General features: G+C 60.5%; 18 protein-coding genes and 1 pseudogene. 7 read left to right on the top strand and 12 right to left on the bottom strand.

Annotation, left to right across the window (positions count from 1 at the left end; genetic code table 11):
• Positions 1-86: 86 nt before the first annotated feature.
• Entirely contained in the window at positions 87-2,039 is a 1,953-nt protein-coding gene (locus AS026_RS36800) for an acetoacetate--CoA ligase (protein WP_062375953.1), read from the bottom strand.
• Positions 2,040-2,202: 163 nt separating this feature from the next.
• Between AS026_RS36800 and AS026_RS36795 the strand changes: the two genes are divergently transcribed.
• Positions 2,203-4,083, top strand: a complete 1,881-nt coding sequence (locus tag AS026_RS36795) for an AsmA family protein (protein ID WP_062375948.1) — start codon at positions 2,203-2,205, stop codon at positions 4,081-4,083.
• On the opposite strand, the gene AS026_RS36790 is transcribed toward AS026_RS36795, so the two are convergent.
• From AS026_RS36790 to AS026_RS36770, 5 genes are all read right to left on the bottom strand, one after another.
• Positions 4,084-4,902, bottom strand: a complete 819-nt coding sequence (locus tag AS026_RS36790) for an ABC transporter permease (protein WP_025659499.1) — start codon at positions 4,900-4,902, stop codon at positions 4,084-4,086.
• 2 nt (positions 4,903-4,904) lie between these two features.
• Positions 4,905-5,816, bottom strand: coding sequence for an ABC transporter permease subunit (locus AS026_RS36785; protein ID WP_062375944.1), 912 nt, complete (start codon positions 5,814-5,816; stop codon positions 4,905-4,907).
• A 3-nt stretch (positions 5,817-5,819) separates the two neighbouring features.
• Positions 5,820-6,962, bottom strand: a complete 1,143-nt coding sequence (locus AS026_RS36780; protein ID WP_018856840.1) for an ABC transporter ATP-binding protein — start codon at positions 6,960-6,962, stop codon at positions 5,820-5,822.
• Between the two features lie 93 nt (positions 6,963-7,055).
• A complete protein-coding gene (locus tag AS026_RS36775) occupies positions 7,056-8,156 on the bottom strand; it encodes a polyamine ABC transporter substrate-binding protein (protein WP_062375939.1) in 1,101 nt (366 codons plus the stop codon).
• 126 nt (positions 8,157-8,282) lie between these two features.
• Positions 8,283-9,695 (bottom strand): helix-turn-helix domain-containing protein, encoded by a 1,413-nt coding sequence (locus AS026_RS36770; RefSeq protein ID WP_062375935.1) that lies wholly within the window; start codon positions 9,693-9,695, stop codon positions 8,283-8,285.
• A 191-nt stretch (positions 9,696-9,886) separates the two neighbouring features.
• Here AS026_RS36770 and aceA point away from each other — a divergent pair, with 191 nt between their 5' ends.
• Both aceA and AS026_RS36760 read left to right on the top strand, forming a co-directional pair.
• On the top strand, positions 9,887-11,176 hold the full coding sequence (gene aceA / locus AS026_RS36765; protein ID WP_062375930.1) for an isocitrate lyase: 1,290 nt from the start codon (positions 9,887-9,889) through the stop codon (positions 11,174-11,176).
• Between the two features lie 22 nt (positions 11,177-11,198).
• Positions 11,199-11,435, top strand: a complete 237-nt coding sequence (locus AS026_RS36760; protein WP_025659502.1) for an SMc00767 family acetate metabolism repressor — start codon at positions 11,199-11,201, stop codon at positions 11,433-11,435.
• 17 nt (positions 11,436-11,452) lie between these two features.
• Here AS026_RS36760 and AS026_RS36755 read toward each other — a convergent pair whose 3' ends face one another.
• Positions 11,453-12,322, bottom strand: coding sequence for a LysR family transcriptional regulator (locus tag AS026_RS36755; protein WP_062375926.1), 870 nt, complete (start codon positions 12,320-12,322; stop codon positions 11,453-11,455).
• An 87-nt stretch (positions 12,323-12,409) separates the two neighbouring features.
• Between AS026_RS36755 and AS026_RS36750 the strand changes: the two genes are divergently transcribed.
• On the top strand, positions 12,410-12,643 hold the full coding sequence (locus AS026_RS36750) for a hypothetical protein (protein WP_018856834.1): 234 nt from the start codon (positions 12,410-12,412) through the stop codon (positions 12,641-12,643).
• On the opposite strand, the gene AS026_RS36745 is transcribed toward AS026_RS36750, so the two are convergent.
• The 5 genes and pseudogenes from AS026_RS36745 to AS026_RS44725 form a co-directional block, all read right to left on the bottom strand.
• Complete coding sequence (locus AS026_RS36745; protein WP_062375922.1) at positions 12,616-14,457, bottom strand: methyl-accepting chemotaxis protein; 1,842 nt, start codon at positions 14,455-14,457, stop codon at positions 12,616-12,618. The two genes, AS026_RS36750 and AS026_RS36745, sit on opposite strands and share 28 nt — an antisense overlap.
• Before the next feature lie 159 nt (positions 14,458-14,616).
• A complete protein-coding gene (locus tag AS026_RS36740; RefSeq protein WP_062375918.1) occupies positions 14,617-17,145 on the bottom strand; it encodes a methyl-accepting chemotaxis protein in 2,529 nt (842 codons plus the stop codon).
• A gap of 324 nt (positions 17,146-17,469) precedes the next feature.
• Positions 17,470-17,613, bottom strand: a complete 144-nt coding sequence (locus AS026_RS42560) for a hypothetical protein (protein WP_167354931.1) — start codon at positions 17,611-17,613, stop codon at positions 17,470-17,472.
• A 150-nt stretch (positions 17,614-17,763) separates the two neighbouring features.
• Positions 17,764-18,780 (bottom strand): BaiN/RdsA family NAD(P)/FAD-dependent oxidoreductase, encoded by a 1,017-nt coding sequence (locus tag AS026_RS36735; RefSeq protein ID WP_425349848.1) that lies wholly within the window; start codon positions 18,778-18,780, stop codon positions 17,764-17,766.
• A pseudogene (locus tag AS026_RS44725) lies at positions 18,752-18,895 on the bottom strand (aminoacetone oxidase family FAD-binding enzyme); the annotation flags it as partial. The gene AS026_RS36735 and the pseudogene AS026_RS44725, both read right to left, overlap by 29 nt.
• 176 nt (positions 18,896-19,071) lie before the next feature.
• Between AS026_RS44725 and AS026_RS36730 the strand changes: the two are divergent.
• From AS026_RS36730 to zwf, 3 genes are all read left to right on the top strand, one after another.
• The gene (locus AS026_RS36730) at positions 19,072-20,508 is read left to right on the top strand and encodes a glutamine synthetase family protein (protein ID WP_025659508.1); all 1,437 of its coding nucleotides are present in this window, start codon (positions 19,072-19,074) and stop codon (positions 20,506-20,508) included.
• A gap of 13 nt (positions 20,509-20,521) precedes the next feature.
• On the top strand, positions 20,522-21,820 hold the full coding sequence (locus AS026_RS36725) for an NAD(P)/FAD-dependent oxidoreductase (protein ID WP_062375914.1): 1,299 nt from the start codon (positions 20,522-20,524) through the stop codon (positions 21,818-21,820).
• Positions 21,821-21,953: 133 nt separating this feature from the next.
• The gene (zwf, locus tag AS026_RS36720) at positions 21,954-23,429 is read left to right on the top strand and encodes a glucose-6-phosphate dehydrogenase (protein ID WP_062375911.1); all 1,476 of its coding nucleotides are present in this window, start codon (positions 21,954-21,956) and stop codon (positions 23,427-23,429) included.

Below are 23,429 nucleotides of genomic sequence, written 5' to 3'. Positions count from 1 at the left end.
CATGACCAACGTTTCTTAACGAAAAGTTGCCGCCGCCTTCAATCTGTTAACGGTGAAAGCTTGTAGTGGCCGGTTGCACCCGTCGCTCACGCGCGCAGTTCGGCAAGCCCCGCGAAGAGATCCAACGCCTCCGGATTGGCAAGCGCCTCCTTGTTCTTGACCGGCCGACCGTGGACGACCTCGCGCACCGCAAGTTCAACGATTTTCCCCGATTTGGTGCGAGGAATATCGCTGACGGCAATGATCTTTGCCGGCACATGCCGTGGCGAGGCGCCTGTGCGAATGCGGCTCTTGATCGCCTTCGTCAGGTCATCGGTCAGGAATACGCCGGGCGTGAGGCGCACGAACAGAACCACGCGGACATCGTCATCCCATTCCTGGCCGATGCAGAGAGCCTCCGCGACTTCGCCCATCTGTTCGACCTGATTGTAGATCTCCGCGGTTCCGATGCGGACGCCGCCGGGATTGAGGGTGGCGTCAGAGCGCCCGTGAATGATGATGCCCTCGTGCGCGGTCCACTCCGCGAAGTCGCCGTGGCACCATACATTGTCGAAACGCTCGAAGTAGGCTGCCCTGTACTTCGCCCCATCAGGATCGTTCCAGAACATCACGGGCATCGACGGAAAGGCCTTTGTACAGACGAGTTCACCCTTTTCCTGGCGAACCGGCCGGCCCTCGTCGTCCCACACATCCATCGCCAGGCCGAGGCCCGGCCCCTGGATTTCGCCACGCCAGACTGGTTGCAAGGGGTTGCCGAGGACGAAGCAGGAAACAATATCCGTGCCACCGGAAATAGATGCGAGTTGCACGTCTTCCTTGATGCCTTCGTAGACAAAGGAGAAGCCCTCCGGCGAGAGCGGCGATCCGGTCGATGTCATCAGCCGAAGACTGGAGAGGTCGTGAGTGGTGCGCGGCGTCAGCCCGCTCTTGCGCACCGCGTCGATATATTTCGCCGAGGTCCCGAAAACAGCAAACTTCTCGGCCGCCGCAAAGTCGAAGAGCACATTGCCGTCAGGCGCGAAAGGCGAGCCGTCGAAAAGGCAAAGCGTGGCACCTGCCGCCAAGCCGCTCACCAGCCAGTTCCACATCATCCAGCCGCATGTGGTGAAATAGAAAAGCTTCTCGCCGGGTTGAATTCCGCAATGCAGCCGGTGTTCCTTGAGGTGCTGCAACAATGTGCCGCCGACCGAGTGGACGATGCACTTCGGAACGCCGGTCGTTCCCGATGAGAAGAGGATATAGAGCGGGTGCGCGAAGGGCAGGCGCGTAAACTCGACAGAACGCGGCTCGAAGGGCGCGATGAAGTCGTCCAGCGTCTTGGCGCCGGGTGTTTCGTCTGCGACCGCGGCGGCATCCCCTGCATAGTGGACGACGAGGCATGGCGCGCCGAGTTGCTTCGTCACGGTCGCCACCCTGGCCTTCACGTCCTGCAGCTTGCCGCCATACCAATAGGCGTCGCAGGCGATGAAAAGCTTCGGCCCGATCTGGCCAAACCGATCAAGAACACCCTGCTCCCCGAAGTCGGGCGAACAGGACGACCAGATCGCGCCGATCGACGCGGCCGCCAGCATGCAGGCCACCGTCTCGGGCATGTTCGGCATCATCGCCGCAATCCGATCTCCGGGACCGATCCCCATTGCCTTGAATGCCTGCTGCAACCTGGAAACCAGGCCACGCAGCCGGTCCCAGCTCCAACGATCGGCAACCTTGTCCTCCCCCCGAAAGATCAGTGCATCGTCAACGCCTTCTCCGGAAAGCAGGTTCTCGGCAAAATTCAACATCGCATCCGGGAAGAAGCGCGCATCGAGCATGACATCGCCATCGAGGAGCGCGCGTGCTCCGCGCTCGCCCTTGACGCCGCAGAACTCCCAGACCGATGTCCAGAACCGTTCCCTGTCGGCGACAGAAAAAGCGTGCAAATCATGGTAGCTTGTCAGGGAGAGATCGAAGTCACGGTTGCACTGCTGCATGAAGGCGTACATCGGGCTCGCTTCGACCGATGTACGCCAAGGCATCCAGAGTGGCTTATCGTCGCGCATTCGAGACTTCTCCTATTTGTTCGCCTGTATACCATGCAATATCAGCTTATAAAGGGAGTGACGAGCAAAGTCAGAGGCTCGCGTTTGCATGCAGCTTGCATTTGATATATCGGGCATTTCAGAGCATTAACGGCGGCGACGGCCGAAAATACCGGCGGAATTCATGGGTACGTCAAGACAACCGCGATGGCGGAAGAAAATCAGACCCGTGTCACGCTGGCTGCCTGGCTTCGCCCGGCTTGCCACAGTCACCCTGCTTGTCGTCCTGTCGATCTTCGTGGCGCTTCGTGTCGCCGCCCCCTACCTGATTTCAACCGGCCTCGTTCGCTCCGGCATCGAGGATGCCCTGTCCAAATGGGCCGGCTATCGTGCCGAGGTCGCGGGCAAGCCGGTCATCGAATTCTGGCCGACGCCTCGCATCACCCTCAGCAAGATCTCGGTTCACCAGAAAGGCGACGGCAATAGGCTGCTCGGAACGATCGAAAGCCTCTCCGCCGAGTTCAGCCTGATCGATGCGATCCGAGGGCGCGCGAGCTTCCACGAGTTCCACCTTTTCCGCCCAAACCTGCAACTCACCCGTGAAAGCAGCGGCGTGATCGACTGGACCAATGAGGGGCTTCTGGCGCGAGCGATCTCAGGCGCGCGTGAGGAAGGTGGAAGAGAGGTTCTAGATCGGAAACTGGATGCCGCCGTCGGTGCCATCACAGTTGAGGATGGCACCGTCAACGTCGCCGATGTCGCAAGCGGTAGGACTTATCGCTTCGAGGGTGTGACCGCCGACGTCAGCTGGCGCAAACTGTCGAGTCCGATTACCGCCGTGCTGATCGCACGGATGAGTGGGCAGGATCTCAAACTCGATTTCTCGTCCCCCAGCCCGCTTCTCATTTTCGGCGGCAACAAGGCCGAAATGAGCGGATCGCTGACTTCGAGCCTGCTCACGGCACGGTTCCAGGGACTCGCGAACATCTCGCATCTCTTTGACCTCTCCGGCAACATGGCGCTGAACATCCCCGATCTGCCGGCACTGTTGACATGGGCCGACCGCTCGCTGCCGGGTATCGCGACCCTCAAGACCTTCTCGATCGAGACCGATGTCGCTTCGGTTGCGAACGGTTTCCGCTTCGACAATGTCAATATGAGCATGAATGGGTCGAATGCGAAGGGCGTGATGGACGTGGCCTTTCCGCCAGGCAAACGCGCCAAACTTGGCGGCACGCTGGCCTTCGACCAGATGAATTTCAGGTCGCTCTTCGATGCATTCGTGCTTCGTCTGGCCGCCGGCGAGGCTGGCGGACGGCCTGATGGCGGTGCGCTGCAGAAACTCGATCTTGATCTTCGGCTTTCCGCGAAACAGGCCCTCATCGAACCTTTCATCCTCTCCGATGTCGGAGCGGGCATCATCGTTTCCAGCAACGAGGCAAAGTTCGACATCGGTGACAGCGAGTTTGAAGGCGGCTCCCTGTCCGCTCATCTCGAGGCGATGCGCGGTGATTTCGACGGCGGCGGCAAACTGCAACTGTCGATCCGCGGCGCCGACTTCGCCGGGCTGATCGAGCGGCTTCAGCTGAAGGGACCACTCCCCCTTGCCACCGGCTCTCTCGACATGTCGATCAAAACGACAAAGCCGCTCTGGAAGGTCGAAGCCGGCGACGTGACGGGCAGGATCGCTTTCCGCGCGCGCTCGGGCTCGCTTCCGGGCTTCGATGCGGAGGCCGTACGCGAAGAAGCCACGCGCGCGGACTTCTTCACGCTGAACGCGGTATCCCACCGTGCCTTTGCCTTTGACAATTTCGACATCGCCGCCGATCTCGCCGATGGCGTGGCGACCATCCATGGCGGCCGTATCGAAGGTCCCCAGCAGACGCTGATCCTTTCCGGCGTCATCCCATACCACTCGAATGGATTGGCACTGTCGGGGACGATCGAAGCAACTGACCCGACAGCATCTACGAGTTTCCCGCCTCTGCCGTTCTTCGTTGGCGGCGCGTGGCCGGAGCCGGTGATCTCCCCGGCTCCCGTCACGCAGCAGGGATCGACCAAATAATCACGGCGCGTTTGCAGCCGCACGTTCGTCACGCTCGCGCTGCAGTTCACGGCGTTTCGTGATGGTGGAGGCGCAGATGACGCCAATCGCCACGACTGCAATGAGAATGGTGCAGACCGCGTTGATTTCAGGCGTTACCCCGAGACGGACCTGGCTGTAGATCTTCATCGGCAGCGTCGTCGCCCCAGGGCCGGAGGTGAAGCTCGCGATGACGAGGTCATCCAGCGACAGCGTGAAGGCGAGGATCCAGCCGGAAAGCACGGCAGGCGCGATGATCGGCAGCGTCACTTCGAAGAAGGTCCGCACCGGTGGTGCGCCAAGATCCTGCGCCGCTTCCTCAATCGACCTGTCGAACGTCAACAGTCGCGACTGCACAACGACGGCGACGAAGCACATGGTGAGCGTGGTGTGCGCCAGCGTGATCGTCCAGAAGCCGCGGTCGAAACCGATCGCCACGAACAGCAGTAGAAGCGACAGGCCGGTTATCACCTCGGGCATGACAAGCGGTGCATAGACCATGCCGGAAAACAGCATGCGGCCGCGAAAGCGCGTGTAGCGCACCAAGGCGATCGCGGCGAGCGTTCCAAGGACCGTTGCCGCCGTGGCCGAAAGGAGGCCGACGCGGATCGTCACCCAGGCGGCATCGAGCAGAGCCTGATTGTGCAGGAGCGAGACGTACCATTTGGTCGAGAAGCCGCCCCAGACAGTCACCAGCTTCGACTCGTTGAAGGAAAACACCACCAGCAGGACGATCGGCAGATAGAGAAACGCAAAGCCGAGCGCGACGGAGGCGATGTTGAAACGGGTCCATCTCAGCATGTCTATCTCCCCTGCTCGTCGGCCTTGGCCTGCGCGTTCTGGAAGAACACGATCGGGATCACCAGGATCAAGAGCAGGATCGTCGCCACCGCTGAGGACACCGGCCAATCGCGGTTGGAGTTAAACTCGTTCCACAGCGTCTTGCCGATCATCAGCGTCTCCGATCCGCCAAGCAGGTCGGGGATAACGAACTCGCCAACCGCGGGGATGAACACCAGCATGCATCCGGCAACCACACCTGGCAGCGACAGCGGGAAGGTTACCCGCCAGAATGCGGTAATCGGCGTGCAGCCGAGATCCTGCGCTGCCTCGATCAAGGTGCCGTCCATCTTTTCCAGCGAGGAATAGAGGGGCAGGACCATGAACGGCAGATAGGAATAGACAATGCCGATGTAGACCGCGACATTCGTGTTCAGAATGATCAACGGCGTATCGATGGCGTGCACCGACAATAGCAGCTGGTTGAACAATCCCTCCGGCTTGAGGATTGCGATCCAGGCGTAGACGCGGATCAGGAAGCTCGTCCAGAACGGCAGGATGACGAGCATCAGTAGCGTCGGACGGATGCTGCGTGGAGCCTGGGCCATGCCGTAGGCGATCGGATAAGCAATCAGCAGCGTAAGGAACGTCGATACGCCAGCGATCACGACGCTCGATATGTAGGCGTTCAAATAGAGCGGGTCGTCGAGCAGATAGCTGTAATTCTCGAAGGAAAAGGTGCGCATCTTCGCCCAGAACTCGGCCCAGCCGTCAGCCAGAGCAAAGACCGGCTCGTAGGGAGGCATGGCGATTGCCGTCGTCGAGAGCGATATGCGGAAGACGATGAAGAACGGCGCCATGAAGAACAGCAGCAGCCAGACATAGGGAATGATGATGACCAGGCGATTGTAGAATGCGGAACCGAGCTTGCCCATGGTTCAATCCTTGAGGAGGACGCCGGCATCCTCGGCGAAGGTAATCCAGACTTCCTGGTCGTAGGTGAACGGGTCGTCGACAGCGCGCTGCGCATTGAGGAGCGAGGCCTTGACCACCTTGCCGCTCTTCAGCTTCACGTGGAAGACCGTCATGTCGCCGAGATAGGCGATGTCCCACAGCTCCCCGGACGCCGCGTTTACCCTTGGATTGGCTGGCGGCTTGCGCGAGACCTTCAGCTTTTCCGGACGGATGGCAAAGCCGACTGGCGCGCCCATTGCCGGCTTTTCGGGAGTGACGACACTGATCGAGAAATTTTCGTCGACGGCGATCTCGACGGTGCTGTCGTTCGTGCTCGCGACCTTGCCATCAAAGATGTTCACGTCGCCGATGAAGTCGGCGACGAAGCGGGAATTCGGCGCCTCGTAGATCTCCGCCGGTGTCGCGACCTGGATGACCTTTCCGTGGCTCATGACCGCAATGCGGTCCGCCATGGTCATCGCCTCCTCCTGGTCGTGGGTGACCACGACAAAGGTCAGACCGAGGTTTTGCTGCAGGTCCATGAGCTCGAACTGTGTTTCCTCGCGCAGCTTTTTGTCGAGCGCGCCAAGCGGTTCGTCGAGCAACAGCACCTTCGGTCGCTTGGCAAGGGAACGCGCCAGGGCCACACGCTGGCGCTGGCCACCGGACAGCTGGTTCGGCTTGCGCGTGGCAAACTTCTCGAGCTTCACCATCTTCAGCATCTGCAGAACGCGCTCGGTGATCTCCTCTTTGGGCATGCCATCCTGGCGCAGGCCGAAGGCGATATTCTTCTCCACCGTCATATGCGGAAACAGCGCATAGGACTGGAACATCATGTTGACCGGTCGCTTGTACGGTGGCGTTCCAGCCATGTCGGTGCCGTCGAGGACGATTTCGCCCGAGGTCGGCTGCTCGAAGCCTGCAAGCATGCGCAGCAGCGTGGATTTCCCACATCCGGAAGCCCCGAGCAGGGCAAAGAACTCACGATGATAAATATTCAGAGACAGGTCATCGACGGCGGTGAAGTCACCGAACCGCTTCGTGACGTTATTGAACGATATGAACGGCTTCGATGCCGGGTCTGCCCACGGCGCAAAGGAACGGCGAATATTGCCAAGTGACTTCATTATGTGCCCCGAAAAGTCATTTTGAGAACCGACGTCCCCAGAATCGGCATGATAAGGAAAGGCCCGGGCGTTGCCGTCCGGGCCTGATATTCTTTACTGGCCGGTGACGACTTTCGTCCAGATCCGGGTCGCCGTGCGCTGCGTTTTCGGATCCCATGGGGTGACGCTATAGAGCTTCTTCATCACGTCCTCGCTCGGATAGACCGACGGGTCTTCGAGGATTTCCTTGTCGATGAACTGCTGCGACGCCTTGTTGCCGTTGGCGTAGAATACGTAGTTGCTGGCCTTGGCGATGACTTCAGGCTTCATCATGTAGTTGAGGAATTCGTGCGCCTCGGCAACATGCTTGGCATCCGCCGGGATCGCCATCATGTCGAACCACATCTGCGCGCCCTGTGACGGAATGGAGTAACCGACCTCCACGTCGTTCTTGGCTTCGGTCGCACGGTTGGCAGCCTGGAAGATGTCGCCGGAATAACCGAATGCGATGCAGATGTCGCCGTTCGCCAAGGCGTTGATGTATTCCGAGGAGTGGAACTTGCGAACGAAGGGCCGTACCTTTTCCAGCATTTCGCCGGCCTTCTGCAGATCGGCCGGCTTGCTCGAATTGGGGTCAAGTCCGATGTAGGTCAAGGCAGACGGCAGGACGTCCTTAGGCGCATCGAGGACATAGATGCCGCAGTCCTTGAATTTTTCCGCAACCTTCGGATCGAAGATGACTTCGAGGCCCGGCGCCTTTGCGTCCGGCCCGAGGATTTCGGCGAGCTTTTTCTTGTTGTATCCGATCCCGTTGGTGCCCCACATGTAGTCCACCGCGTATTCGTTACCGGGGTCGTACATGGCGGTGCGCTGCTGGATCATATCCCACATGTTCGAAAGGTTCGGCAGCTTGGATTTGTCGAGCTTCTGGAAGACGCCGGCCTGGATCTGGCGCTGCAGGAAGTCGCCGCTCGGGACGACAACGTCATAGCCGGTACCGCCGGCGAGCAGCTTGGTTTCAACCGTCTCGTTGGAATCGAAGGTATCGTAGACGACCTTGATGCCGGTTTCCTTGGTGAAGTCTTCAAGGATGGAGCTGTCGATATAGTCCGACCAGTTGTAGACGTTGACCACCCGCTCCTGCGCAAAGGACGGCGCAGCGGCGAATGCAAGCACAACGGCGCTCGCTGCAAGTCTTGCGAATGTTGACCTCATGATATCTCCTGTCTTCTTCTTGCTTTGTGGCGCCTGTAGACGCCGACCCTCTGGTTTTGCAAGCAGACTAGAAATGTTTTTGAGAGCCCACAAGCGCAAAAACCTGCACTCTCAATCATTTCACAATCATTGAAAATCAAAGCTGCTGAGGCCCGCAACCATCTCGTCGAGGCCCAATGGCCGTGTGACCGGCGGCTCGGCGCGTGAGAGGCATCCGCGCCGTTCGCAAAGGCGGCAAGCAGGTCCTATCGCAACTGGCTGCTGAGACGTTGCCACCTGGCCGTAGACCGACGCTTCGCCGGCGGCAGCGTCGCAGCCGATCTGCAATGCGGTGCGCCTGATGCGCTCGCCGAACGCGGCGTTCGGCCCTTCAAGCGTCCGGGAGACCGTGAGATAGCGGGCGCCATCCGGCATTTCGACCGTTTCGGCAAGGATCTGGCCCGGCTGCAGGAAGGCGGCATGAATGTTCAGCTTGGGACAGCCGCCGCCGAAACGCGAATGCGGGAAACCCTGCGCCCCAGCCCGCCGCAGTCGGTGACCGGCGGCGTCGATCTCAATCATAAAGAAGGGAATCGCGGAAGCGCCCGGTCGCTGCAGCATGACCAGCCGGGCTGCGGCCTGCGCATAGGAAACTCCGAAGCGGGAACGGAGGATATCTACATCGTATCGGCTGCCTTGGGCCGCGGAGAGAAATGGCCCATAGGGCATGGCAAGCGCCAAGGCGCCGTAACGACAGAGTTCGAAGCGCGCTATCCGCTTCGCCTCCGGCGTCGACAGCGCCAGACCATCGAGTTCCGCCAGGATCGCATCACGCAAGGCGAGCGTTGCCACCTCGATGGCGATCTCATGCGCCTGATCGGCCGGCGACAGGCGCTCGGAAACGAAGAGCCGCATCGAGTGCCGGTCGAAGCGGCGCCGCAGATCGGGCATGACGTGAACGGGAAGGACACGCACGCTGATCCCGCGTTCCGCCCGCAGCCACTCCCTGAACGCGGCCGGCAGATCGCGCGTCTCGGCAAAGCGGGCCAGGAAGGTCTCCGCCGCAGCCTCCAGTTGAGAGAAATAGGCGGAGCGCCGCTCCATGATATCGCGGACCTCGTCGGCCGGCAGCCGCGCACCGGCGAGCGGTACCTGCCCCGCGCCGGCCGTCAACGACGTCAGGTCCGACAGGCGGTTCGCCTGTTCGCTATAGGCCCGGTACAGCTTGATGATGCCGCTTGCCGCGTTGGGCGCGGCCTCCGCGACCTCCACGAGTTCCTGGTCGCCGGGAAGCTCGCCGGCCAGGAGCGGATCCGCAAAAATCTCGCGCAGCTGGTTGAGGCTGCCGCCGCTCTCGTCCCTCAGCTCCTCCAGATCGACTTTGTAGACCGACGACAGCTTCAGGAGCAGTTGCACCGTCAGTGGCCGCTGGTTGCGCTCGATAAGGTTGAGATAGGATGGAGAGATGCCAAGCTCCTCGGCCATCGCTGACTGAGTCAAACCGAGGCCGTTGCGAATGCGCCGGACCTTTGGCCCCGCAAAAATCTTGCGCTCCGCCATGTGACAATCCTTTACAAAAGTCCGCGCAGATAACTTTACAATACTTTACAAATTGACAGAGCCAGCCTGTCAAGGCTTTGCATCCTAACTCGTTTCCGATGGTTACTCCATAGAAAACTCTGGTGTTTTTCCGGGATTTGTAAATTCTGTCAATCATCCAAACTGACCACACAATCTGCAAGGAGCATAAGATGACAGAATTTGACAAGCTGCACCGGGACCTTCCAGCTGGGCGATTCAATGGGGTTGAGCGTCCCTACTCGATCAATGACGTCAAGCGGCTGCGCGGCTCCGTCGAACTGCGCTATTCCCTCGCGGAAATGGGCGCCAAGCGGTTGTGGCAGCTTCTGCATCAGGATGATTTCGTCAATGCTCTCGGAGCCCTGTCGGGCAATCAGGCGATGCAGATGGTTCGCGCCGGATTGAAGGCAATCTACCTGTCCGGCTGGCAGGTCGCCGCGGATAGCAACACCGCCTCGGCCATGTATCCGGATCAATCCCTCTATCCGGCAAACGCCGGTCCGGAACTGGCCAAGCGGATCAACCGGACCCTGCAGCGCGCCGATCAGATCGAAACATCAGAGCAGAACGGCCTCTCCGTCGAGACCTGGTTTGCGCCGATTGTTGCTGACGCGGAAGCAGGCTTCGGTGGCCCGCTGAACGCCTTCGAGATCATGAAGGCCTATATCGAGGCCGGTGCAGCCGGCGTCCATTTCGAGGACCAGCTGGCGTCGGAGAAGAAGTGCGGCCATCTCGGCGGCAAGGTCCTGATCCCGACCGCAGCACACATCCGCAACCTCGATGCGGCTCGCCTCGCCGCCGACGTCATGGGTGTTCCGACGCTCGTCATTGCCCGCACGGATGCGGAAGCCGCCAAGCTACTGACCTCAGATATCGACGAACGCGACCAGCCCTTTGTCGACTACGATGCCGGCCGCACGGTCGAAGGCTTCTATCAGGTTCGCAACGGGCTCGAGCCGTGCATCGCCCGTGCCGTCGCCTATGCACCGCACTGCGATCTCATCTGGTGCGAGACGTCGAAGCCGGATCTCGAGCAGGCACGCCGTTTTGCCGAGGGGGTCCACAAGGTGCATCCCGGCAAGCTGCTCGCCTACAACTGCTCGCCGTCGTTCAACTGGAAGAAAAACCTGGATGACGCGACGATCGCCAAGTTCCAGCGCGAACTCGGCGCAATGGGCTACAAGTTCCAGTTCATCACGCTTGCCGGCTTCCACCAGCTGAACTTCGGCATGTACGAACTCGCCCGCGGCTACAAGGACCGGCAGATGGCTGCCTATTCCGAATTGCAGGAGGCGGAGTTCGCGGCGGAGGTCAACGGCTACACCGCTACCAAGCATCAGCGCGAAGTCGGCACCGGTTACTTCGATGCCGTTTCGATGGCCATCACCGGCGGACGTTCGTCGACTACGGCGATGAGGGAATCCACCGAACATGCACAGTTCAAACCAGCAGCAGAATGATCGCACCAAGGAGGAGAATGCCATGCCTACTCTTGCACGCGTCAAGGAACGCGCTGAAGAACAGTCCACCTGCATGACCACAGACCAGCAGACGACGATCCGTACGCTCGCCAACGATCTGCACCGACTGAACCAGTCGGTGATGAAGGCGGTCGATGCCGGTGTCTCCGTCGAGATCGTTCGCTCGGCGAGACACCACGGCGGCGACGGTAACTGGGGAGATCTTTTGATCCCCATCATAGTCGCGGGGCGCAACTGAGATCGCGGCGGGCGCCCTCAACTTCGGCTGGCGCGCCTGCCCGCAAACAGATCGACATAGCTCTTCAGCAATTTCGTCATGCGATCGGCAACGGTCCGGATTTCCGGCCGGTGCCGATCCTCGTTGTTCATGACGATCCACTGCCGGTGGCGCAATTCCGGCAGTTCGCCGCCAAGACGCTGCAGTTCGGGATCGAGGTCGCCGACGAAGCATGGCAAGACCGCCTTGCCCGCCCCTCCTCTCACCAGCTCCGGCAGCGAGCGTGGCCGGTTGACCGTTGCAACGATCAAGCCGCCTGCATTGCGGTGCGGCCAGCGGAGATAGTTCGAGATCGCATCCTCTTCGGAGACGGCCACCCACCTGTCCTCGGTCGCGTCAACATTGCGTCTCGTATAGACAGCGTAGGCCACCTCGCCCAGCAGGCGGGCGGCAAGCTTGCTTTCTTCGGGCTCGAAGGCGCGGATGCCGATATCGCTTTCCCTGTAATTGAGGTTGGCGCGCGCTTCGCCGACCGTCAAAGAGATAGCGAAGGCATCGCCGGGTTTGCGGATCGCGGCGAAATTCTCCGTCAGAAGCCACGCGACCCAAGTGCCGGCGGCAACCTTGACCGTCGCACCAACGCTCCCGGCCTGCCGCCAGGCGTCAATCTTGCGCGCCGCGGCCTCCATGTCCTGCAGATGATCCAAAAGGACCTGGCCATCCGCGGTGAGGCTGTAACCCTTCTGGCTGCGGATGAAGAGCGCCTTGCCGATCTCATGCTCGAGATCGAGCATGCGACGACCAATCGTGGCGGGACTGAGCCCGCTCGACGCACTGGCGCCCGTCAGCCCGCCGAAGCGAGCGACCTGCACGAATAGCTGAAAGGAATCCCATTGTGTGCTTTTCATCGATGAAAAACATAGTGAGGAAATTCCCGTTTATAAACCAAATTTCGAGGAATAACTAAGGCGATGCCCATATAGAAGGACATCGCCATGATCACTCTCATCGCCGTCGCCCAGATTGCAGACCTGCTGAATGGCAGTCGTGACAAGTACTCGGCAAAGGCCGAAAGCGAATTCTACGAGAGCCTCGGCAGCTCCCGCGCGGTCCGCGTCGCGGCTTTCCTCACGTCTCCGTGGCTATGGAGCGGGAAGCGCCGCTCCGGAAGAACGGACGCTTGCCGATCCGGGAACGTCGGTCACGCCGCATGCCTCACGCGGTCGTAATTCTGGGCGGCTTCGAACCGGAACTGCTGTACCAGCGTCATCAACGCATCGGCCTCGTTGGCGAGCTGGCGGCTCGCCTCGGTCGTTTCCTCGACCATGGCGGCGTTCTGCTGCGTCATCTGGTCCATCGCATTGACCGCGCCGTTGACCTCCTGCAGGGCAGCGGACTGATCCTGGCTTGCCGTCGCAATCATTTCGACATGGCTGCTGATCGCAATGATCTCCTGGCTGATCGCGGCGAGCACGGCACCGGTCTTCTGCACAAGGCCGGAGCCTGCGGTAACCTCGCGCGTCGACTTCTCGATCAGCCCCTTGATTTCGCGCGCCGCATCGGCGGACCGCTGTGCAAGTTCGCGCACCTCCTGCGCAACCACGGCAAAGCCCTTGCCCGCCTCGCCAGCCCGGGCGGCTTCGATACCTGCATTCAACGCCAGAAGGTTCGTCTGGAACGCAATGTCATCGATGACTTCGATGATCTGCTCGATCTGCTTCGACGCCTCTTCGATACGGTTCATCGCCGCGACCGCGTCGGTGACGACAGCGCCTGAACTATCGGCGTTTTTCTTGGTCGCGGACACGGCATCATTCGCCTCGCGGGCACGTACGGCCGACGATTTGACGGTCACGGTGATTTGCTCAACTGCGGCCGCCGTCTCCTCCAGATTGGCAGCCTGTCCTTCCGTACGCTTCGAAAGCTCATCGGCAGACGCCAGCATCGCCCCGGAGTTGTTCTGGATCGAAGCGGTGTTGTCGCGAATGCGCGCCAAGGTTTCCTGCAGCCGCACGAGCGACGCATTGAAATCGACGCGAAGCTGCTCAAGGCGACCGACGAATGGCGTCTGGATCGTCTGCGAAACATCGCCCTGCGCCAGGCGCCCCAAACCGGCGGCGAGCTGGTTGACGGCGAAGTCGATCTGGCCGTCAAGCGCGCGCTTCTCGGCGTCGTTGCGGGCACGTTCACTATCGCTATGCTGCCGCTGTTCGGCCGCCTGCATCTCCAAGTCCTGGCGGGCGCGGGCGTTGTCGCGGAACAGCGCGAGCGCGCGTCCGATCGCGCCGAATTCGTTCTGCTTCTCAACGCAAGGGATCGGCCTGTCGAGATTGCCGTCGGAAATCGTATGAATGGTCGCCGTCAGCGCCTCGAGCGGCCTGATGGACGCCCGGATGGCGAAGTAGGCTGCCACGCCGACGAGCAGCAATACCGCTACACCGACACCGGCCACCAGCATCAGCAGTTGCTGCAGGCTGCTGTAATAGACTTCCATCGGGATGCCGATGAACAGGATGCCGACGTTTGAACCGGCCGTGTTCTTCACCGGAAAATAGCCTGTCATGAACTTCCGACCGAAAAGGTCAGCCGGGCCGTAGTAGGCCTGCCCCTTGGCCAGTACCGCCTGCGCGGGATGATCCGCCGCGAGCTTCGTGCCGACAGCGCGGTCGCCGTTCTCTTTCTTGACGTTCGTGGAAACACGGACGTAGTCGCTGCCTTGGCGTTCAAAGACGGTGGCAACGCCAGCAATCGACTGTGCGGTGCGATCGACCAGAACGTGATCGCCGAGCGATGGCAGCTTTTCCTCGGTTACCCCGGCAAGCTCGTTGTTGCTGACTTCGACCTTCACTCCGGCATCGCTCGCGCCGTAGAGGACCGCCATCGTCCTGCTTGCATCCTTGGCGTCAGACACGGCGCTCGTCATCACGTAAGCGCTCAGATTGTAATAGGTGGCGCAGACGATCGCTGCGGTGCTGAAGACGAGTAGAACGAGTGTGATGGCGACGATCTGACGTACGATGGAAGCCGAGAACAGGCGTAGCATAGGTATCCCCTGAGACGTGAGCCCCGGAGGCTAATGCGAAAATTTAAAGAAAATCTTCAAAAAATTGATAATCGTCGAAAACTTAAAAAGACGGTATTCGGAAAAACAGAAGAGCCCCGGTATACCGGGGCCCTCCAAGCGCTTGTTTTGGCCGTCGTCTTATGCCGCGCGGTAGACGCTCGCCTGCATGTCGCCACCGATCTTGAACTGCTGGATGAGCCGCAGCAGTGAATCCGCCTCGACCGCAAGCTCGCGGCTTGCTGCCGTCGTCTCTTCGACCATGGCCGCATTCTGCTGCGTCATCTGGTCCATCTGGTTGACGGTCGCGTTGACTTCACCAAGTGCGCTCGACTGATCGTGGCTCGCTCGGGCGATCGTTTCGACATGCTGGCTGATCGTGACGATCTGGGCACTGATCTTCGCGAGCACCGTGCCGGTCTCCTGCACGAACTGCGAACCGGAGCTGACTTCGGTGGTCGACTTGTTAATGAGACCCTTGATCTCCTGCGCCGCAGCAGCGGAGCGCTGCGCCAATTCACGCACTTCCATGGCGACGACGGCGAAGCCCTTGCCGGCTTCACCGGCGCGTGCTGCTTCGATGCCGGCGTTCAGAGCCAGCAGATTGGTCTGGAATGCGATCTCGTCGATAACGCCGATGATCTGTTCGATCTGCCGGGACGCCGCTTCGATCCGGCCCATTGCGTCGATCGCGTTGCTGACGACAACTGCGGAGTCGTCGGCGCTGCGTTTTGCCTGGCGCACGATCTGATCGGCGTCCTTGGCCCGCTCGGCCGAGGAACGGACCGTGACAGTGATCTGGTCAACGGCAGCGGCGGTTTCCTCCAGCGAAGCTGCCTGCTGCTCAGTACGCTTGGAGAGGTCTTCAGCAGACTGAGCCATCTGGTTGCCGTTGCCCTGGATCATCTCGACGTTGTCGCGGATCTGGCTCATGGTGGCCTGCAGGCGCATCATCGAACCGTTGAAGTCCTGGCGGAGCTGCTCGAGGCGACCGATGAACGGCGTGTCGATCGTGGTCGAAATATCACCCTGCGACATGCGCTCGAGACCGGAGGCAAGCGCATTGACAGCAAACTCGATCTGGCGGTCCATTTCGCGCTTCTCGGCGTCGTTGCGCTGGCGTTCATGCTCGGCCGCGACGCGCTCTTCCTCGCTCTGCTCCTCAATGCGGATCTTGGAGATCGCATTCTCCTTGAAGATGCCAAGCGCGCGCGCCATGTCGCCGATTTCGTCATACCGCTGGTCGCCCGAGATGTTGGTGTCGAGCGCACCATCGGCAATACGGCGCATCGCGGCGGTGATCTGGCCGATCGGGCGCTGCAGCGTCAGGACAAGGGCAATGCCGCCGATGATCGAAACCAGGATGCCGAGGCCCGTCGTCAGCACGGAGATGCCATTTGCCTGAGTGCGCTCGGCACCGGCGCTCTTCTTCTGCAATTCGGCAAACGTCGTGAGCTGCCCCCAGACGGCATCAAGCTGCTGGCGAGCGGATGCGTAGTCGGTGACGCGCTGGTTGATCGTGTCGACTAGGCTCTGCGCATCCTTATCCATGGAGGCAAGGGCAGGCGACATTGCCGCGACGATGTCTTCCGCGAAATTCATGCCCTTCGCGCTGGCGAGCAGCGTGTTTAGGTTGGTGCCGAGCGTCGCGATCTCCTGATGCAGGCGGACGCGATTTTCCTTGCCAGGCTTGGCAGCGAACTCACCGAGCACGAGTTGCAGCGAGTAGATCGCGCTCTCCAGACGGCGCGTGTCTTCGAGAACCGAGTTCGTCTGCGCGATACGGCTGTCGAGCTCGACGAAGGTCGTCGTCGCTGCGCGCATCATCTGCGTTGCCGTCAGCTGGGTATAGGTCGACATCTGACGGAAGCGGGAGACAAGTCGCCCGAGATTGGCGATCGCCTCGTCGGTGCCGGCATCGGCCGCCGTTGCCTGCGCCTTCACGTCGCTGATCGTCTGCGACAGCGACTGTGTCATGCTCTTCTGGTTCGCGGGGACCGAAATCTCGATCAGGCGCTGCGCCTTTGCGATAGCGGGAATGGCGTCCGTGACGACCTTCAGCTTGTCAGCCGGCAGCTGGGCCTTGTTGAAGTCGGCCATGACGGCCGCAAGGGTATCACCGCCCTTCAGCAGGCGGTCGGCGGCGCGCAGCGTTGCAGTGGCGTTGCCCTCATCCTTGCGGATGTTTTCCTCGAGTTGCTGCGCATCGTAGTTGACGTTGAAGCGGCTGGTGATCATCACCTTCTGCGCGTCATCGATCGACTTACGAAGGGCGAGCTCCTGCTCGTGCAGGGTCCAGAGCTTGCCCACGGTGTCGGAAATTCCCGAGGTACCGTCGATGGCGGCAAGAAGGTTGTCGCGACCGCCATTGTCGCCGATCTGCTTCAGCGTGGCGTTCAGCGTGCCCTGTTGCGTCTTGATGTCCCCGTAAAGCTTGTCACGCGCTTCCTGGCTGGTCATCTGCAGGAAGTCGTCCATGGAGCCATAGAGATCCTTGAACCCGCTGAGCGACCGCAGGACGCTGTTGGAGATTTCCATACGTCCCTGCAGCATGCCCGAAGCATAGAGGCCGGTCAGGCCGACGGCAGAAATGCTCACGACGAAGGGCAATACAAAGATCAGGACCTTGGTCTTGATCTTGAAACGGGAAAGAATCTTGTCAATCAACATAGCGGTTCCGGCCTTCCATACACCACTCCTCCCGCCGGCCGCCTGGCGGGGCGCCGACCGAGTGCATCGAGCTGCTTTATTGGAACATTGGAGTTCCGGACGGCGAGGCCCGGTCGGCAGTCATTGCCGGTTCGCCTCACGCCAACGCGGAAGCGCCCAAAAAATCATCGAGCAAGTTTTGCAGAGGATGTCTTAATTTTCGGATAAGCGGAAATTACGGATAGCCGCAATCAAATCGATTTTAGCGGTGGTCAAATCGATTTGGCCCAGATATGGCCGGCGGCCCGAATGCGGCCGGTGCTCACAGATCCGAGATCGGGAGTGTCAGAAGCAACGTGCGAGGAGGAGAGCGGCCACGGCGGCCAATGCACTGGCAGAGAGGACGAAGTAGCGTGCGGCAACGAGCTTGTTGTCGGGCTTGGCTTGAGCGATTGCAATGGCGCGGGCGCGTCGTGCGTTCCTGTTCATTTTGCAGAACCTCACTTCATTTCTGACACAACAATCCAACAAAACGACCTGTTGGTAAAGCTCTATTTAGGAAGTGCTTTTCCATTCCGTCATGAGGCAGGATGGCGCACCCTTCTTAAGAACTCTTGAATCGAGCAGATAGTTTCGCGCCTATAAAGATTCACCGGCGACGAAGCCCGAAGCCCAGGCCCACTGGAAGTTATAGCCGCCGAGCCAGCCGGTCACGTCGACACATTCACCGATGAAATAGAGGCCCGGAATACTCTTCACCGCCATGGTACGGGAGTCGAGCCCCGTCGTATCGATGCCGCCGAGCGTCACTTCGGCAGTCCTGTAGCCCTCAGAGCCGGACGGCTTGATTTTCCAGCTTTGTACCGCTTCGGCCAAACGCGCCAGGACCTTGTCGGAAAGATCGGCCATATGGCCGACGATGCCTTCTCGGTCGGCCAGATATTGCGCCAGCCGCTTCGGGAGTATCTCGGCCAGCGCCGTCTGAGCGGACTGCCGGCCATTCACCCTTTTCGCCGCCTTCAGATGTTCGAACAGATCGACATCGGGCTCGATGTCGACGGTGATGTCCTCGCCCTCGCGCCAGTAGGAGGAGATTTGCAGGATCGCAGGGCCGCTGAGGCCGCGATGGGTGAACAGCAGGGCTTCGCGGAATGCTGTCTTGCCGTGACGGATTTCGGCTGGCGCCGATATGCCCGACAGGTCGGAAAGGCTTTCGAGCGTCGCCTGATCCAGGGTCAGCGGCACAAGTCCAGGCCGCGTCTCCACCATGGGAAGGCCGAACTGCTCAGCAATGCGATAGGCAAAGCCCGTGGCACCCATTTTCGGGATAGACTTGCCGCCGCTCGCGATCACCAGCGAGCGACATTCATATGCCCCCTCCGACGTCAAGATGCGGAAGCCTTCGCCGCTCTTTTCCACGTCCGCGATCTCGGTGCGCAGATGCAACGCCGCTCCGGCAGCCTGCATCTCATCGAGGAGCATGCGGATGATGTCCTTGGCGCTGTCGTCGCAAAACAGCTGCCCAAGCGTCTTCTCGCGCCAGGCAATCCGATGACGATCGACCATGGCAATAAAATCCGAAGGCGTGAAGCGCGCCAGCGCCGACTTGCAGAAATGCGGATTGGCGGAGAGGAAGCTCTTCGGGCCGGCGTGAATGTTGGTGAAATTGCAGCGCCCCCCCCCCGGAGATGCGGATCTTTTCGCCCGGCGATTTCGCATGGTCGAGAACGATGACCGAGCGGCCGCGCTGAGCGGCGCGAATGGCGCACATCATGCCGGCTGCGCCCGCGCCGATGACGATCACATCGCTTTTTCGCTGCAAAACCACTTCCCTTGTCGAAAGGCATCTTCTTTTTCCATCAAGAGGCGAAAGTCAACGTGCCTCCCCCTCGCCAATTGCCAAACTCCAGCTATGATGCCGTCACGATCAACGCAAACCGGTGTGTCATGTCCCCAAAAAAGACGACGCTGAAGCCTGCCAGAAACGTACCTGCCTCGAAGAAGACACCCCCGGACCCCGGACATCAGCGCGGCGTGGAAAACTGGAAGGAAGCAGCGCAGTTCTTGCGGGCGCGCGGCATTGAAGACATCGAATGCATTACGCCGGATCTTGCCGGCGTGCCGCGCGGCAAGATGATGCCGAGTTCCAAGTTCACGTCAAACACCTCGCTTGCGCTGCCTTCGGCGATCTACCGTCACACCATCTCCGGCGAATATCCGGACGAGACGGAAAGCTTCCGCTACGAGCCGCGCGACAGCGACCTGAAGCTGGTGCCTGACCTTTCGACGCTTTCGGTCGTCCCCTGGGAGACCGACCCGACGGCGCAGGTGATCTGTGATATCGTTAGCGTGGATGGGGAAGAGGTCCCCTACACGCCGCGAAACGTTCTGAAGCGCGTGCTGAAACTCTATGGCGATCGCGGCTGGAAGCCGATCGTGGCGCCCGAGATCGAGTTCTACCTCGTGGCGAAGAATGATGACCCGGATTATCCGCTGCATCCGCCGAAGGGCCGCTCCGGCCGTTCGATCCTCGGGGGTCAGGGCTATTCGATCGCCGGCATCAACGAATTCGACGAACTGATCGACGACATCTACCATTTCTCAGAAAAGCAGGGTCTCGAGATCGATACGCTGATCCACGAAGAAGGCCCGGCGCAGCTGGAAATCAACCTGCGCCACGGCAATCCGATCGAACTTGCCGACCAAGTGTTCCTGTTCAAGCGCACGATCCGCGAAGCGGCGATGAAGCACGGCATCTATGCCACCTTCATGGCCAAGCCGATGCAGGGACAGCCGGGCTCGGCGATGCACATCCACCAGTCGGTCGTGAACCAGGAAACCGGCAAGAACATCTTCTCCAACCCTGATGGTTCCGCCTCTCGTGAGTTCTTCCATTTCATCGGCGGCCTGCAGAAATACGTGCCGAGTTCCATGGTGATGCTGGCGCCCTATGTGAACTCCTATCGGCGGCTGACGCCTGACATGTCGGCGCCCGTCAACAATGCCTGGGGTTATGACAACCGCACGACGGCGTTCCGCGTCCCGGTATCCGATCCGCAGGCACGGCGCGTCGAAAACCGCCTGCCGAGTTCGGATGCCAACCCTTACCTTGCGCTCGCCGCCTCGCTCGCATCGGGCCTGCTCGGCATCATGAAGGGCATCGAGCCGACAGCACCAACAGAGGATACGGCAAACGAGGGCTCGATCGAACTGCCACGCGGCCTTCTGGAAGCAGTCGCGTTGATGGAAGACGAGGAAGCCTTCGAGGAAGTGTTCGGCAAGGAGTTCCTCGGCATCTACGCCGGTGTGAAGCGCGGAGAATTCGAAACTTTCATGCAGGTGATCAGCCCCTGGGAGCGCGAATTCCTTCTGCTGAATGTTTAGGGAGGGCTTCATCATGACATCGCAGGAGAGATGGCAGAGCCCGATTGCGCCCGGCATTTCCTGGTATCAGGCAACATCAGGCGAGCGGCCGACCTACCCGGAAATGGACGGCTCGAAGACATGCGACGTCGCAATCGTCGGCGGCGGCTACACCGGCCTTCAGGCCGCCTACAATCTCGCCAAATCCGGCGTCTCGGTGGTTCTCATCGAGGCGTGCCGGTTCGGCGACGGCGCCTCGGGGCGCAACGGCGGCCAGCTCGGCACCGGGCAACGCTGGTGGCCGGAAGAGCTTGAGGAAAAGATCGGCTACGAGCGTTCGCGCGCGCTGTTCGATCTCGCCGAGGCGGCCAAGCACCATCTCATGGATTTCGCGACCGACTATCAGATCGACATGGACTACATGCCGGGGCAGATGAACGTTGCACACAAGCCGAGCTACAGGGCCGACTACTACGAAAACGCCGAGATCGCGGCGATGCGCTACAACTATCCGCATGTGCGCTTCATGGACAAAGCCGAAACGCAGGAACGGCTCGGCTCGACGCGCTACCACTGCGGCGTTCGCGACATTGGGACGGGCCACATCCATCCGCTGAAGCTGCTGACCGGCCTTGCCCGGGTTGCCGCCAATGCCGGCGCGCAGATCTTCGAGATGACCAAGGCCTCGGCGATCCTTCATGGCAGCAGCAAGGTGTTGATCGAGACGCCAAGGGGCACGATCACTGCCGACAGGGCGCTGATCGCCTGCAACGGCTATATCGGCAATCTCGAGCCGGTGACGGCAAGTCACGTGATGCCTATCCGCTCCTTCATTGGCGCCACGGTGCCGCTCGACGCGCATCCGCAGGTGCTGCCGGGCGGCGAGTCCGTGGCCGACTCGCGCTTTGTCGTGCGCTACTTCCGCAAGTCCAAGGACGGACGATTGCTCTTCGGCGGGCGCGAAGCCTATACGGCCGACAATCCGCGCGACATAACGCAGCACATCCGCCGGCAGATCGCCGAGATTTACCCGGCGCTTCGGGACATCGAGATCACGCATGCCTGGGGCGGTTCGGTCGGCATCACCATGCCGCGTCAGCCTTTTGTGCGCGAGGTCATGCCTGGCGTGACGTCGATCGGCGGCTATTCCGGTCATGGTGTCATGCTCGCCAATTACTGCGGAAAGCTCTATGCCGAAGCGGTTCTGGGAAAATCGGCGGATCTCGATCTTTTCAAGTCGCTCGATATTCCGGCCTTTCCCGGGGGTGCGGCCATGCGCGCGCCGCTGCTTTTCCTGGCGCTCTCCTGGTTTGCACTGCGCGACAAGTTTTAGTCAGATTGCGGATTTCATCGCGCGGCAATTCGATCTAAAACCTCTTTCCGAGAGATTCATTGCATCGCACACTGGCTTTTTTAAATCGATTAGATTAAAGAGCCAATAACCCGTCTGATTGAGAGACATCCTCATGAGCAGCCAAACCATCCCCGTTGAACCCTTTGATTATGTCGTTTTCGGTGGCAGCGGCGACCTTGCGGAACGCAAGTTGCTGCCTGCCCTTTACCATCGTCAGATCGAGGGGCAGTTCTCCGAACCGACCCGTATCATCGGCGCGTCGCGTAGCCCGCTGACGAACGAGGAATATCGCAAGTTTGCCCAGGACGCCCTGAAGGAGCACCTCAAGAAGGGCGAATACAACGAGGCCGAGGTTACGAAGTTCCTGCAGCGCCTGTACTACGTGCCGGTGGATGCGCGTTCGGATGCCGGCTGGGATCAGCTCAAGAAGCTTCTGGACGAAGGCAAGGATCGCGTGCGCGCCTTCTACCTCGCCGTTGCTCCGGGCATCTTCGGCGACATCTCGCAGAAAATTCATGACCACAAGCTGATCACCAAGTCGACGCGCATTGTCGTTGAAAAGCCGATCGGCCGCGACCTTGCTTCCGCCCTGCAGCTGAACGACACGATCGGCAAGGTCTTCAAGGAAGAGCAGATCTTCCGCATCGACCACTATCTCGGCAAGGAAACGGTGCAGAACCTGATGGCGTTGCGCTTTGCCAATGCGCTCTATGAGCCGCTGTGGAACGCCAACCATATCGACCACGTGCAGATCACGGTTGCCGAGTCGGTCGGCCTCGAAGGCCGCGCCGGATATTATGACACCGCTGGCGCGCTGCGCGACATGGTGCAGAACCACATCATGCAGCTCGTCTGCCTGGTCGCGATGGAGGTCCCCTCCTCGATGGACTCCGAGGCCGTCCGCGACGAGAAGCTGAAGGTGCTGCGCGCATTGAAGCCGATCAATGCATCGAACGTCGAGACCAATACCGTTCGCGGCCAGTATCGCGCCGGCGCTTCCAGCAGCGGTCCGGTCAAGGGTTACCTTGAGGAGCTCGAAGGCGGCGTTTCGAACACCGAAACCTTCGTTGCCATCAAGGCCGAAATCGGCAACTGGCGCTGGGCTGGCGTTCCCTTCTACATCCGTACCGGCAAGCGTCTTGCCGGCCGCATGTCGGAAATCGTCATCACCTTCAAGTCGATCCCGCACTCGGTCTTCGACCAGTCCGCCGGCCGTATCAACCAGAACCAGCTCATCATTCGCCTGCAGCCTGATGAAGGCGTCAAGCAGTCGCTGATGATCAAGGATCCGGGCCCGGGCGGCATGCGCCTCCGCAACGTCTCGCTCGACATGAGCTTTGCCGACGCTTTCCAGGTCCGCAATCCGGACGCCTATGAACGGCTGCTGATGGACGTCATTCGTTCAAACCAGACGCTGTTCATGCGCCGCGACGAAGTCGAGGCCGCATGGCAGTGGGTCGACCCGATCTTGAAGGGTTGGGATTCGACCGGCCAGAAGGTTCAGGGATACACCGCCGGCACCTGGGGCCCCAGCCAGTCGATCGCGCTCATCGAGCGTGACGGCCGCACCTGGCACGACAACCTGTAG

This window comes from Rhizobium altiplani (assembly GCF_001542405.1).
In the GTDB taxonomy this organism is placed as follows: Bacteria; Pseudomonadota; Alphaproteobacteria; order Rhizobiales; family Rhizobiaceae; genus Rhizobium; species Rhizobium altiplani.
This window is presented reverse-complemented; position numbering and strand designations above follow the sequence as displayed.

Coding starts and splice junctions, on each gene's coding strand:
- AS026_RS36785 (WP_062375944.1), bottom strand. CDS start 5,816: ATGGGCAAGCTCGGTTCCGCATTCTACAATCGCCTGGTCATCATCATT.
- AS026_RS36775 (WP_062375939.1), bottom strand. CDS start 8,156: ATGAGGTCAACATTCGCAAGACTTGCAGCGAGCGCCGTTGTGCTTGCA.
- AS026_RS36795 (WP_062375948.1), top strand. CDS start 2,203: ATGGGTACGTCAAGACAACCGCGATGGCGGAAGAAAATCAGACCCGTG.
- AS026_RS36770 (WP_062375935.1), bottom strand. CDS start 9,695: ATGGCGGAGCGCAAGATTTTTGCGGGGCCAAAGGTCCGGCGCATTCGC.
- AS026_RS42560 (WP_167354931.1), bottom strand. CDS start 17,613: ATGAACAGGAACGCACGACGCGCCCGCGCCATTGCAATCGCTCAAGCC.
- AS026_RS36800 (WP_062375953.1), bottom strand. CDS start 2,039: ATGCGCGACGATAAGCCACTCTGGATGCCTTGGCGTACATCGGTCGAA.
- aceA (WP_062375930.1), top strand. CDS start 9,887: ATGACAGAATTTGACAAGCTGCACCGGGACCTTCCAGCTGGGCGATTC.
- AS026_RS36750 (WP_018856834.1), top strand. CDS start 12,410: ATGATCACTCTCATCGCCGTCGCCCAGATTGCAGACCTGCTGAATGGC.
- AS026_RS36730 (WP_025659508.1), top strand. CDS start 19,072: ATGTCCCCAAAAAAGACGACGCTGAAGCCTGCCAGAAACGTACCTGCC.
- AS026_RS36780 (WP_018856840.1), bottom strand. CDS start 6,962: ATGAAGTCACTTGGCAATATTCGCCGTTCCTTTGCGCCGTGGGCAGAC.
- AS026_RS36725 (WP_062375914.1), top strand. CDS start 20,522: ATGACATCGCAGGAGAGATGGCAGAGCCCGATTGCGCCCGGCATTTCC.
- AS026_RS36740 (WP_062375918.1), bottom strand. CDS start 17,145: ATGTTGATTGACAAGATTCTTTCCCGTTTCAAGATCAAGACCAAGGTC.
- zwf (WP_062375911.1), top strand. CDS start 21,954: ATGAGCAGCCAAACCATCCCCGTTGAACCCTTTGATTATGTCGTTTTC.
- AS026_RS36755 (WP_062375926.1), bottom strand. CDS start 12,322: ATGAAAAGCACACAATGGGATTCCTTTCAGCTATTCGTGCAGGTCGCT.
- AS026_RS36790 (WP_025659499.1), bottom strand. CDS start 4,902: ATGCTGAGATGGACCCGTTTCAACATCGCCTCCGTCGCGCTCGGCTTT.
- AS026_RS36745 (WP_062375922.1), bottom strand. CDS start 14,457: ATGCTACGCCTGTTCTCGGCTTCCATCGTACGTCAGATCGTCGCCATC.
- AS026_RS36760 (WP_025659502.1), top strand. CDS start 11,199: ATGCCTACTCTTGCACGCGTCAAGGAACGCGCTGAAGAACAGTCCACC.